This is a genomic window from Clostridium sp. UBA7339, from assembly GCF_002470865.1.
GTDB classification, from domain to species: domain Bacteria; phylum Bacillota; class Clostridia; order Clostridiales; family Clostridiaceae; genus Clostridium_J; species Clostridium_J sulfidigenes.
Window position 1 is genome coordinate 341,628 of the sequence record NZ_DKPI01000012.1, and the last position, 13,356, is coordinate 354,983.

Below are 13,356 nucleotides of genomic sequence, written 5' to 3' on the forward strand. Positions count from 1 at the left end.
AAATGACTTATAAATCTAATAAAAGGACCAGGAAGAATATATTGATAATAGTTATAGCTGTAATTATTATTGTTAATTTTAAAGTTATATTAAAAAGCTTTTTTCCATTAGAGTATGAAAAAAGTATTATTGAATATAGTGAGATGTACAATGTAGATCCGAATTTAGTAGCAGCAGTAATTAATACAGAAAGTAAATTTGCAGTAGATGCAAGCTCATCAAAGGGAGCAATAGGATTAATGCAGATAATGCCAGATACGGGAAAGTGGATTGCAGAAAAACTAGAATTAAGTAACTTTAATGAAGAAATAATAGCAGATCCTGAGATTAATATAAGAATGGGAACTTGGTATTTGAAAAAATTGAGTGAGGATTTTAACGGGGATTATATTCTTGTATTAGCGGCTTACAATGGTGGTCCTGGAAATGTTACTAAGTGGCTTGAGGATGAGAAATATTCTAGCGATGGAAAAAAACTTCATAAGATTCCATTTAAGGAAACTAAAAGTTATGTTCAAAAGGTTAAATTTAATCATAGAATATATAAATATCTATACAATTTAGGTCAAAAGGCAGAGTAAAACATATATTGCAATAATTATAGTAATAAACCCAATTTAATTTATTATAAATTAAATTGGGTTTATTTATTAAATTGATTTAAACTAAGTTGATTTTAGTTGTTGAATCTAGTAATAGATGATGATATAATAATTAAGTAAAATTATATTATTATGCAGATGTGGTGGAACGGCAGACACGCTATCTTGAGGGGGTAGTGAGAGAATTCTCGTGCGGGTTCAAATCCCGCCATCTGCACCAAAAAAAACAATGGGAAGGAGCCTAATGCTTTTCATTGTTTTTTTATTTATTTTTAATATTTTATAAGATTATATGATAATTTAAATCTTATCTATTTAAATATCAAATAGTATCATTACATATTCCAATATACAAGGTTGTTCGAAATTGTTGAAAAATTCACAAAATAAACTTACAATGAATATAAGGTAGTAAACTGTAACATCATGGGGAGGATATTATGGATAATTTACTAGAGATAGTTAAGAGTATCAACGGAGTTATTTGGAACTATGTATTGATTTTTTTACTATGTGGAACAGGAATTTATTTTACATTTAAATTAAAGTTTGTTCAAGTTGTAAAATTTGGTGAAAGCGTTAAACTTGTTTTTGGTAAAATAAAATTTGGCAAAAAAGCAGGAGCAGATGGAATGTCTTCATTTCAAGCTTTAGCTACTTCAATCGCTGCGCAAGTAGGTACAGGAAATTTAGCCGGAGCTGCTACAGCTATTGCAATGGGTGGACCTGGAGCAATTTTTTGGATGTGGGTTAGTGCATTCTTCGGAATGGGAACTATATTCGCAGAAGCAACTTTAGCTCAGCAATACAAGACTGTAGTAAATGGACAAGTTACTGGTGGTCCAGCTTATTACATTAAAAATGGATTAAAGAATAAAAAAATAGCAAAGGTACTATCTGTGTTTTTTGCAATAACTATTATACTTGCTCTTGGTTTTATTGGAAATATGGTACAAGCAAACTCCATAGGAAGTGCTTTTAAAGAATCCTTTGGTGTTGATGCTAGAATAGTAGGTGTGGTAGTCGCTGTATTAGCTGGTGTTATTTTTATAGGTGGTGTTTCTCGTATAGCATCCTTTACAGAAAAAATTGTTCCAGTAATGGCACTATTATATATTATAGGTAGTTTATTTATAATAGTAATGAACTATGCAAATATATTACCTGCTTTAAAAATGATTGTAGTTGGAGCATTTAATCCTCAAGCTATAGCTGGTGGAGTTGTAGGAGTAACTATTAAACAAGCAGTTAGATATGGTGTTGCTAGGGGATTATTTTCAAATGAAGCAGGAATGGGGTCAACTCCACATGCTCATGCAGTAGCAAAGGTTAATCATCCGTCAGAGCAAGGATTAGTTGCCATGATGGGAGTATTTATAGATACTTTCATTATATTAACTTTAACAGCTTTTGTAATATTGACTACTGGAGCATTAGATAGTGGAGAGACTGGAATTATATTAACTCAAAAGGCGTTTGCTGCAGGGATGGGTGGAGAAGTTGGAGGAATATTTATATCAGTAGCATTATTCTTCTTTGCCTTCTCTACAATTATTGGATGGTATTTCTTTGGGGAAGCTAATATAAAATTCTTATTTGGTGATAAAGGAATAACCCCTTATAGAATATTAGTAATGATATTTATATTCTTAGGTGCTGGTATGAAAGTTGATTTAGTTTGGGAGCTTGCAGATACTTTTAATGGATTAATGGTATTCCCTAACTTACTTGCCCTTTTAGCGTTATCTGCAGGGGTTAAAAAGTGTTTAGATGATTACAATGAAAAGAAAAGCAAAAACTTACTATAATTAATAATTAGTATTATAATTATTAATTATAATACTAGATTACTATATCAAATATGCAGATTATTACCTTAATGACTTTTAATAGAGATAATAGCCTTCCAGAGTTAAAGATTTTATTCTGGAAGGCTTTATGTTATATTTAATATATTATAGAATGAATTTTAGTTTTAAATGATATGATAAGTATTTATTGAAGGATGATGTAAATGGAAAGAGAATATAATATCTCATTATTTGATTTAGAAGAAACAAAAGAAAAAAAAAATAATATAGATTTAAATAGTAATGAACCTTTAGCACAAAGACTTAAACCTAGTAATTTAGATGAATTTGTAGGGCAAGACCATATATTAGCCAAGGATAAACTATTATATAGAAGCATTAAAGGTGATAGAATTACATCTTTAATATTTTATGGACCTCCTGGAGTTGGAAAAACAAGTCTAGCAAAAATTATTGCTAAAACTACAAAGTGTAACTATGTTGAGTTAAATGCGGTAACTTCTGGAATTAAAGATATAAAGAATGTAATAGATGAAGCAACAAGAGAAATTTCTATGAGTGGAAAGAAAACTATACTTTTCATAGACGAAATACATAGGTTTAATAAAACCCAACAAGATAGTTTATTACCTCATGTAGAAAAGGGAATAGTAACCTTAGTTGGTGCTACAACAGAAAACCCCTTTTTCGAAGTTAATAAAGCACTTTTATCTAGATCAATGATTTTTAAATTAGAGCTTTTATCAAAGGAAAATATAGTGTCATTATTAAATAGAGCACTTAAAGATAAAAAGTTTGGCTATGGAAGTATTAATATAAAGTTATATAAAGAAGCAGAAGAGTTTATATGTAATAATGCTGGTGGTGATGGGAGAAGAGCATTAAATGCTTTAGAATTAGCTGTTTTAACTACTAATAAAAGGGAAGATGGTATAATACATATAACTCAAGATGTAGTAGAAGAATGTATGCAAAAAAAACAAGTTACTTATGATAAAAGTGGAGATTATCATTATGATATAATATCTGCCTTTATAAAGAGTATTAGAGGAAGTGATCCTGATGCTTCAGTGCATTATCTTACTCGAATGCTATCAGGTGGTGAAGATCCTGAATTCATAGCTAGAAGACTTGTAATATCAGCATCAGAAGATATAGGCAATGCAGATCCATATGCGCTTTTAATAGCTAATGCGGCTCTAAATGCAGTGAAGTTTATAGGAATGCCAGAAGCTAGAATACCTCTAGCTCAGGCAACTATATATTTAGCTGGAGCACCTAAAAGTAATGCATCTTATAATGCTATTAATTTAGCTCTTGAAGACATTGAAAAGGAAGAGATAGGCAGAGTTCCTTTACATCTTCGAGGTAGTAATTATAGCGGATCTAATGTTTTAAATGAAGGATCAAGATATAAGTATCCTCATGATTATGAAAATCATTATGTTAGACAGCAATATATGCCTAAGGAGTTACTTAAGAAAAAATATTATACTCCAACATCAATGGGGTATGAAAAACGTATAAAGGATAGATTAGATACCTTAAAAAAATAAAATTTAAAACATAAATAATTTTTTGTATTATGCACATCTTATAGATAGGTAATATATTTTAAAAATAAACTGGGGTTAAAAGCTAAAAATGTATAACTTAAAATTTATATATTTTTACTAAAGATTTAAAAATAGTTGGAGGTTATAAGATGAGCAATAATAAGTGTATAAAAGTTTCAGGGGAAGATGGAAGAATAGTAGAATTAGAATTTATTGATGTGGTTAATGTAGGTAAAAATGAATATGTAATTGCAGGTCCCAAGGATTCAGATGAAGCTTGTGCATATAAGGTTGTAAGTAGAGAAAATGGTATGGTTGAATATGCTTCTATAGGAGCAGGTAAAGAGTTCAATCAAGTTTTGACTGCCTATAATGCAAAAAATGATTAACCATCCTTTGTCTTAAATAATTTGTATTATATAAGAAAGGAAGGTGAAATAACATGAGTAAATCGAATAAGAAAAATAAAAAGAATAATGAAATTAAACCATCACAAAAGAGTACTATAGATCAAGTACAAATTTTAAATAGAGATGTGCAGGATGCCCACCATATTGAAAGTGCTACTTTAATAAATGGATTATTTGGTGTAGAAATAAAAGATAATCTCATAGACCCAGATACTAGATTTTATATTTAAAATTTATGTAAAAATAATATATACATGTCTACTAATAAATAGTACAAATTAGATAGTAATACGATTAAGTTTTATATTTTTAATATGGCATTGTTTTATAGGTTTATATGCTATATAATGAAATAAGATTTATTTGAAAGAATTTAGGAGGACATGAAAATGGAAGAAATGAATATAATAACACTTACTGACTCTGAAACAATGGAAAAGGTAGAACTAGAAATAGTTGAAGATTTAACTATAGATGGAGAGCACTATGTTATTTTAGCACCACTTGAAGAAGAAGAGGAAGCTTATGTATATAAGGTAATTGGAGAAGGTGCCACAGCTTCATATGAAATGGTTGAAGATGAAGCTGAATTTGATAAAGTTGTTGCAGAATATGATAAAATATTTGAAGAAGAGATGAGAAAGTAATAAGAGATAAATTATCTGTGATTATAAACATATATAATTTATAATTAAATGAAAAAAGATAACCTTAATTTATAAGGTTATCTTTTTAATTTATTTATATTGCTGCATTTTTATCAGCATTTAAATTGTTATTTCCTTTTTTAAGTCTAACAGCAGGTTCACTTGGTAGACCAAACTTAGGAATAAGTCTATCCAATCCAGTTAGAGTAAGTAGTAGGATTGAAAATACAGCTACAAAAGCCATAAAGTTATATTTAATTATATCTGTAGCTACAAATTTGTGTAATGGATATACTGAAGAAGCGATTCCTACATAGAAACCAATGTATACGTGCCAAGGAATTAATTGAGATCCAAATACTCCAAGAGCATCACCAAAGGTTGCATTTCTAAGATATAGTTTGTACATATCCTCTTGGCTTCCTTCAACGTTTTTATCAACTAATTCTTTAATGATAGGTCCGATAGTTACTATTTGAGCCATCTCATCAGCAAGGGCAGCGTTACCACCTATGCATAAAACACCATTCCAGAACATTAATTGTCTTACATTTCCAGATATTTTTAGAACAAGAGCTGATATTGGAGCAAAAGCATCCATTTTAGCCATTACACCACCGAAGGCACCAACCCACATCATCATTACAATAACCCAAGAACCAGCCTCACCAAATCCGCTTTCAACTAAACCTAAGAAAGAAGGTAAGCTTTCTACAGTTCCTGCAAATGTACCAAAGATAAATGAAGAAGCAATTCCTAAGAATAAGCAAAGTAAAGTAGGAACTCCCATAACAGCAACAATTATAACAAGTATTAGAGGAATTACCATATAGAAAGGTACTCCAGTTTTAACTTGATTTAAAAGTTCTACAGCTGCTGGTTTTTCAGCCTCAATAGCAGACCAAGCTTCTGGTGGAATAGCATCAATAGCTAATTTTGCATTAGCTACATCTGTAGGTAGTTTCATATATAAACTAACACCGAATATAATAATTGCAGTTATAATCGCACATGCTATTGACCAAATCCCTTGAGTTCTAATTCTATCAATAACTTCAACCTTTTGAATACCAGAACTTACAACTGTTGTATCAGAGATAAGACCGATATTATCACCAAAGCAAGCACCACCAGCTATAGAAGCTGTAGTAAGAAGAATATTTCCTCCAACTATATGGTTAAGCCATAAGAAAATAGGAGCACATGCAGCAAATGTTCCCCAAGAAGTTCCAGTAGCAACTGACAGTATGCAAGTTACTAAGAAGCCACATACAGCTACAGTTCTTGCATTTAATCCAAGAGTTAGGGCCATATTAACTATAGAAGCACCAACTCCTGTTGACATGAAAGCGTTTGCCATTGCATAGGCAAACATTAGTATAAAGAATACTAAAATAAGTTCCTTTACATTATCGACTGCTGCGTCAATAAGTTCACTGAATTTAACTTTTTCTGTGATGTAGGCTACAATACATGCAAATATAGTTGCAATTGGTGCAGCTGTAAGCACGTCTACCTTCATCATCATAAGTCCGGCCAATACAAATATTGGTACAAACTTAAAGGTTGCTTTTAAAAATTTCATTTTTATATCCCCCTATAAAAAATTTACTAGAAAAACTAGTTATTTATTTAACTAGTCTTACTATAAAATTAGTTTAAAACGTTTTCTCAAAAATATCAAGTATTTTTCAGAAAAAACGCATAAATTAAATAATTTAATGTAGAATGTTAGGAGTATTTGCTAATATATGTATTATAAAAGAATAATTGTTATTATGTGTAAAGGGTTTTATGGTTATTATTAGTAAATAAATATGAAGTTTTTGGAATGAACATTAATTTGTATAACTATGATATATAAAAAATCTCACAATAGTNNACTATTGTGAGATTTTTTATATTTATTATGCACAAATTTCTTTATCAGAATTGACCTCAGAAGTTTGATTCTTAAGTTTAACTTTAGGTTCTCTTGGTAAACCAAACTTAGGAATAAATCTATCCCATCCAGTAATAGTAAGAAGAAGTAATGAAATTACGGTTACAAAAGCCATGACATTATATTTAATAATATCTGTAGCTATAAATGTATGTAATGGATATACTGAAGAAAGTATTCCTACATAGAATCCTATGTATACATGCCAAGGAATTAATTGAGATCCAAAAACACCTAATGAACTTGAGAAGGTAGCATTTCTAAGACGAAGTTTATAAAGATCTTCTTCGCTTCCTTCAACATTTTTATCAACTAATTCTTTAATAATAGGTCCAATAGTTACTATTTGAGCCATTTCATCAGAAAGAGCAGCATTACCACCTATACTTAAAACACCATTCCAGAACATTAACTGTTTTACATTTTTAGATATTTTTAAAACAAGAGCTGATAGTGGAGCAAAGGCATCCATTTTAGCCATGATACCACCAAAGGCACCAACCCACATCATCATTACTATAACCCAAGAACCAGCCTCGCTAAATCCACTTTGAACTAATTCTAAGAAAACTGGTAGGCTTTCTACTGTTCCTGCAAAGGAACCAAGGATATAAGAAGAAATAATTCCTAGGAACAAACAAAGTAGAGTAGGTATACCCGTAACAGCGACACCTATAACAAGTAATAGCGGAATTACCATATAGACAGGTACTCCATTTTTAACTTGATTTAAAAGTTCAACAGCTGCAGGCTTTTGAGCTTCAATAGCAGACCATGCCTCTGCTGGAATAGACTCAATTGCTAGTGCAGTATTAGCAGCTTCTGTAGGCAGTTTCAGTGCTACACTCATACCATAAATAATAATTGCAGACACAACAAGACAAAGGACAGACCAAACAACTTGAGATTTTACTCTTTCAAGTATCTCAACCTTTTGAATACCAGAACTCACAACTGTAGTATCGGAAATAAGACCAATATTGTCTCCAAAGCAAGCACCACCAGCTATTGAAGCAGTAGTAAGAAGAATACTTCCTCCCAATATGTGGTTTAGCCACAAGAAGATAGGAGCACATGCTGCAAAGGTTCCCCAAGAGGTACCGGTAGCAACAGAAAGTATAGCAGTTACTAAGAAACCGCATACAGCAACACTTCTTGCATTTACTCCAAGAGATAGTGCTATATTAACTATAGAAGCACCCACTCCAGTTGACATAAATGCATTTGCCATTGCGTAGGCAAACATTAGTATAAAGAATACTAAAATAAGTTCCTTTACATTTTCGATGGAAGCATCGATAAGTTCATTCAGTTTAATTTTTTCTGTGATGTAGGCTACAAGGCAAGCAACTATTGTTGCTATAGGTGCTGCCGTAAGTACATTAACCTTAAGCATCATTAGACCTGCCAATACAAAGATTGGTACAAATTTTAAAAATCCTTTAAAAATTTTCATTTAAGATCCCCCTATAAATAAATTAAAATGAAAATATAGTTATTTTTTTAACCATTATTTTCACATTACTAGTTTAAAACCTTTTCAAAAAAATATCAAGTGTTTTTCCAGAAAAAATACATAAATTTTAGAACTTTTTATAAAAAAATTAAAAATATTGAGTTAATTAATGAAAACGATAAATTAAAAAGTAGAAATAGGTAGAAATAATATTGAAGATAAAAATATTTGCATATATTCCATGTAAATGTTTACTAAAAATAATTTCAAAAAATTTAGTATATAAATAATATTATAAATAAAATTTACATTTTAGTATTTATAACTTGAAGTATTATAGAATATTTAGATATGTGTGTTAAAAAAATAACAAATATTATGAAAAAAACATGCTATTAATATCTTATGATATCAATAGCATGTTTTAAGAATTATTTACTTATAATATAGAATTACTTCATTATCAGTGTTATATATTTATTTCTTTTTTAATCTAACAGCAGGTTCTGTTGGTAGACCAAATTTAGGAATAAATCTGTCCCATCCAGTAAGGGTAAGTAATAGGATTGATCCTACAGCTACAAAAGCCATAAAGTTGTATTTAATTATATCTGTAGCTACAAATTTGTGTAATGGATATACCGAAGAAGCAATTCCTACATAAAAACCAATGTATACGTGCCAAGGAATTAATTGAGATCCAAATACTCCAAGAGCATCACCAAAGGTTGCATTTCTAAGATATAGTTTGTACATATCCTCTTGGCTTCCTTCAACGTTTTTATCAACTAATTCTTTAATGATAGGTCCGATAGTTACTATTTGAGCCATTTCATCAGAAAGAGCAGCGTTACCACCTAAACATAAAACACCATTCCAGAACATTAGTTGTCTTACGTTTCCAGAAATTTTTAAAACAAGAGCTGATAGTGGGGCAAAAGCATCCATTTTAGCCATTACACCACCGAAGGCACCAACCCACATCATCATTACAATAACCCAAGAACCAGCTTCGCCAAATCCATCTTGAACTAAAGATAAGAAAGCAGGTAAGCTTTCTACAGTTCCTGCAAAGGAACCGAAGATGTATGATGAACCAATTCCTAAGAATAGGCAAAGTAGAGTAGGAATACCCATAACAGCAGCAACTATAACAAGTATTAGAGGAATTACCATGTATACAGGAACTCCGGTTTTAACTTGATTTAAAAGTTCAACAGCTGCTGGTTTTTGAGCCTCAATAGCAGACCAAGCTTCTGGTGGAATAGCATCAATAGCTAACTTTGCATTAGCTACATCAGTAGGTAATTTCATTGCTAGGCTTACTACAAAGATAATAATTGCAGTGATTATCATACAAGCAAGAGACCAAACACCTTGAGTTCTAACTCTGTCTATAACCTCTACATCTTGAATACCAGAGCTTACAACTGTTGTATCAGAGATAAGACCAATATTATCACCAAAACAAGCACCACCAGCGATAGCAGATGTAGTAAGAAGGATATCTCCTCCAACTATATGGTTAAGCCATAAGAAAATAGGTGCACATGCTGCGAAAGTTCCCCAAGAAGTTCCAGTAGCAACTGATAGTACGCAAGTTACTAAGAAACCGGTTACAGCAACAGTCCTTGCATTCAACCCAAGAGATAGAGCTACATTAACGATAGAAGCACCAACTCCTGTTGACATAAAGGCACTTGCCATTGCATAAGCGAACATTAATATAAAGAATACAAGTATGAGCTCCTTTACATTGTTTACAGCAGCATCAATTAGTTCATTCATTTTAATTTTTTCTGTGATGTAGGCTACAAAGCAAGCAACTATTGTTGCAATTGGAGCTGCCGTAAGTACGTTGACCTTCATCATCATTAGACCTGCCAATACAAAGATTGGTAAAAATTTGAATAGTCCTGTTAAAAATTTCATTTTTATATCCCCCTATAAAAATATTTGATAGAATTGATTAAATTTTCTATCATGTCTTAATTTTAAACATTTTGTGACTAATTTCAATATATACGACAAAGCTTTAACAAAATTAATTTTCTTAACAAGAACTTAACAAAAAAGTCGAAAAATAAATAGATAAACTTCTAGAATTTACAGAAGTTTACCTATTTATAAAATGTATTTTAATTAATTTGTAAAATGAAAATAAATTCTAATAGTCAGAATCTGAATTACATAAATTATTTACGATTGCGATAGATGCACTGGCACCAAGTCTATTTGCACCAGCATTTATAACCTTCAGGGCATCTTCGGTAGTACGAACACCACCAGAGGCTTTTACTCCCATATTAGGTCCAACAACCTTTCTCATTAGAGCAATATCTTCAGGAGTTGCTCCACCTGTACTAAATCCAGTTGAAGTTTTTACAAAGTCTGCACCTGCTTCTTGTGATAATTCACAAGCCTTGATTTTTTCTTCTTCAGTTAATAGGCAAGTTTCTAAAATAACTTTAACTATAGCCTTTCCTTTAGCCGTATCAACAATTTCCTTTATATCATTTCTCACAAAATCGTAATCCCTATCCTTTAAAGCTCCTACATTGATAACCATGTCTATTTCATTTGCTCCAAGTTCGATAGCTCTAGCTGTTTCGAAAGCCTTAGATTTAGTATCCATAGCTCCTAGAGGGAAACCTACCACTGTGCACACAAGTACTCCAGAGTCCTTTAGTTCCTTTGCTACTAACTCAGTATAACAAGAGTTTACACATACTGACTTGAATTTATATTCCTTTGCTTCTTTGCAAATTTTTATAACCTGATCCTTGGTTGTTTCAGCTTTTAAAATAGTATGATCAATCATTGATGCTATGTTCATTTTTATACCTCCTAATTGGTTATAATTGATTTTGTATGGTCTATATGTGAATATTATTAACTTTATATAGTAAAATATATCTTTATTAATATAACTTTCATCACATTTTAAAAAGTTTAATTTAACTTTTTAATCATCTTAAAAGAATACTTATCTTGTTTTTTATTTAGTTTAGAACTAAGTACATAAGAAATTACCATGGCTACTAAAGCCAGTAGCACTGAATATACTTCAGAATTAGCTAAATTAAGCTTATTAAATATGTATAGACATATTATAAGAGTAATTACTGTAATAATGGTAGGGAAGGCATAGGCCCAAAATGTCATGTTGCTAAAAACCTTATTATCCATTGATACTAAAACTCTTTCACCAACAGTAGCGTGTTCTGTATTTTTTAATTCTACCAATATAGTATCTTTAGGACATCCAGATTTACAAGAGGAACATCCACCACCACAACCACCTTTTTTTACAAAAGCAACAGTAGCTATATCTCCATTAATTTTCTTTATAATACCTTCTTCTTGCACGAAATCACCTCCAAATAAATATAGAAGGCTAAAAAGCCTTCTATATTATAACATAAAATTAAATTTATTTATACTGTAGCATTGTTATTTTCAGAAGAAGTAGCTTCACTAGCTGGCTTAGCAGGAGATGGTACTGCTTCTTTTTTTAATACAGGTTTTCTAAGGTTTAATATGGAGTTCTTTGGACATTTATTTGCACATATTCCACAACTAACACATTTTGTGTAATCAAATACTGGAATATTATTTACTATCTCGATTGCATCTTTAGGGCAGTTTTTCATACAGATACCACAACCGATACATCCTACATCACAAACATCCATAACTTCTTTACCTTTATTTTTGTTATTACAGTCTATTCTAACCTTAGATTTTTTAGGTACAAGATGAATTAATGTTTTTGGACAAGCTGATATACAAGCACCACAAGCTACACATTTTTCTTCATCTATAGAAGCTACACCATTAACTATGGATAGTGCACCGAATTCACAAGCCTTCACACAAGAACCTAGACCTAAGCATCCGAATTCACAAGCTTTAGAACCACCACCAGGGGCTACGGAAGCTTGGTTACAATCTAGAATTCCTACATAGTTATATTTTTCTCTTGCAACATCAGAAGTTCCTTTGCATCTTACAAAAGCTACCATTGGTTCAGCTGTTGATGCTTCAACTCCAAGAATTGAAGATATCTTTTCAACTGCCTCAGCACCTCCAGGGCTACATTTGTTAGTTGCAGCTGTACCCATAACTACAGCTTCTGCATAAGCATCACATCCAGCGAATCCACATCCACCACAGTTTGCACCAGGTAAACATTCTCTTACTAGAGGGATTCTTTCATCAACTTCTACTTTAAATTTGTTGCTTGCATATCCTAATAGTGCTCCAAATACTAATCCAAGACCACCAAGGCTGACTACAGGAGCCACTAAATTTGATAAATCCATTTAAATTCCCTCCTTTAAACTAGACCACTGAATCCGTAGAAAGCAATAGCCATTAATCCAGCTGTTATTAGAGAAATTGGTAATCCTCTAAAAGCAGCTGGCATATCAGTATTATCTTCCATTCTCTCTCTTAAACCTGCAAGGATTACTATAGCAAGTACATATCCAAGAGCTGATCCAATAGTATTAGATAGTGATTGAGCTAATCCATAACCTTTATCTATATTTGTAACAGCAACACCAAGTACTGCACAGTTAGTTGTGATAAGAGGTAAGAAGATACCTAGAGATCTATAAAGACCTGGTTGGATTTTCTTAATAACAGTCTCAACAAATTGTACTAATGCTGCTATAACAAGAATAAAAGCTAATGTTGATAGATATTCCATATGGAAAGGAATTAAAATTAACTTATTTACCACGAAGGTAATAAGAGTAGCTAGTAACATTACAAAGGTAACAGCTGCACCCATACCTTTAGCAGTTTCTGTTTTTTGAGAAACTCCAAGGAAGGAACATATACCTAGAAACTGCCCTAATATTACGTTGTTAACTAAAAGGGCTCCTATAAATATAGTAAATAATTCTTTCATTAAACTTCACCTTC

Annotated in this window: 13 protein-coding genes and 1 tRNA gene; 7 read left to right on the forward strand and 7 right to left on the reverse strand. The window is 31.5% G+C overall.

Going from position 1 to position 13,356, the window contains the following annotated elements; all coding sequences use genetic code 11:
* Positions 1-2: 2 nt before the first annotated feature.
* The 7 genes from B2S02_RS13430 (at position 3) to B2S02_RS13460 (ending at position 5,026) form a co-directional block, all read left to right on the forward strand.
* Positions 3-581 (forward strand): lytic transglycosylase domain-containing protein, encoded by a 579-nt coding sequence (locus B2S02_RS13430; protein ID WP_346920873.1) that lies wholly within the window; start codon positions 3-5, stop codon positions 579-581.
* Positions 582-736: 155 nt separating this feature from the next.
* Positions 737-822, forward strand: a tRNA-Leu gene (locus B2S02_RS13435).
* A 220-nt stretch (positions 823-1,042) separates the two neighbouring features.
* Positions 1,043-2,410, forward strand: a complete 1,368-nt coding sequence (locus tag B2S02_RS13440; protein ID WP_346920874.1) for a sodium:alanine symporter family protein — start codon at positions 1,043-1,045, stop codon at positions 2,408-2,410.
* A 206-nt stretch (positions 2,411-2,616) separates the two neighbouring features.
* Positions 2,617-3,969 (forward strand): replication-associated recombination protein A, encoded by a 1,353-nt coding sequence (locus tag B2S02_RS13445; RefSeq protein ID WP_346920875.1) that lies wholly within the window; start codon positions 2,617-2,619, stop codon positions 3,967-3,969.
* Between the two features lie 149 nt (positions 3,970-4,118).
* A complete protein-coding gene (locus tag B2S02_RS13450; protein ID WP_035133681.1) occupies positions 4,119-4,358 on the forward strand; it encodes a DUF1292 domain-containing protein in 240 nt (79 codons plus the stop codon).
* A gap of 53 nt (positions 4,359-4,411) precedes the next feature.
* Entirely contained in the window at positions 4,412-4,609 is a 198-nt protein-coding gene (locus B2S02_RS13455) for a hypothetical protein (RefSeq protein ID WP_035133679.1), read from the forward strand.
* Positions 4,610-4,768: 159 nt separating this feature from the next.
* Entirely contained in the window at positions 4,769-5,026 is a 258-nt protein-coding gene (locus B2S02_RS13460; protein WP_035133677.1) for a DUF1292 domain-containing protein, read from the forward strand.
* 94 nt (positions 5,027-5,120) lie between these two features.
* On the opposite strand, the gene B2S02_RS13465 is transcribed toward B2S02_RS13460, so the two are convergent.
* The 7 genes from B2S02_RS13465 to B2S02_RS13495 form a co-directional block, all read right to left on the reverse strand.
* Positions 5,121-6,611 (reverse strand): Na+/H+ antiporter NhaC family protein, encoded by a 1,491-nt coding sequence (locus B2S02_RS13465; RefSeq protein WP_346920876.1) that lies wholly within the window; start codon positions 6,609-6,611, stop codon positions 5,121-5,123.
* Between the two features lie 322 nt (positions 6,612-6,933).
* Positions 6,934-8,424, reverse strand: coding sequence for a Na+/H+ antiporter NhaC family protein (locus tag B2S02_RS13470; protein WP_346920877.1), 1,491 nt, complete (start codon positions 8,422-8,424; stop codon positions 6,934-6,936).
* 477 nt (positions 8,425-8,901) lie between these two features.
* Positions 8,902-10,356 carry a Na+/H+ antiporter NhaC family protein gene (locus B2S02_RS13475; protein ID WP_346920878.1) on the reverse strand — a complete coding sequence of 485 codons (1,455 nt, stop codon included), beginning with the start codon at positions 10,354-10,356 and terminating at the stop codon, positions 8,902-8,904.
* Between the two features lie 235 nt (positions 10,357-10,591).
* Positions 10,592-11,260 carry a deoxyribose-phosphate aldolase gene (deoC, locus tag B2S02_RS13480; RefSeq protein ID WP_346920879.1) on the reverse strand — a complete coding sequence of 223 codons (669 nt, stop codon included), beginning with the start codon at positions 11,258-11,260 and terminating at the stop codon, positions 10,592-10,594.
* Positions 11,261-11,376: 116 nt separating this feature from the next.
* On the reverse strand, positions 11,377-11,793 hold the full coding sequence (locus B2S02_RS13485) for a SoxR reducing system RseC family protein (protein ID WP_035133667.1): 417 nt from the start codon (positions 11,791-11,793) through the stop codon (positions 11,377-11,379).
* Between the two features lie 68 nt (positions 11,794-11,861).
* Positions 11,862-12,749: an RnfABCDGE type electron transport complex subunit B gene (locus B2S02_RS13490; RefSeq protein ID WP_346920880.1), complete on the reverse strand. Its 888-nt coding sequence runs from the start codon at positions 12,747-12,749 to the stop codon at positions 11,862-11,864.
* Positions 12,750-12,763: 14 nt separating this feature from the next.
* Entirely contained in the window at positions 12,764-13,342 is a 579-nt protein-coding gene (locus B2S02_RS13495) for an electron transport complex protein RnfA (RefSeq protein ID WP_343828112.1), read from the reverse strand.
* Positions 13,343-13,356 lie beyond the last annotated feature (14 nt).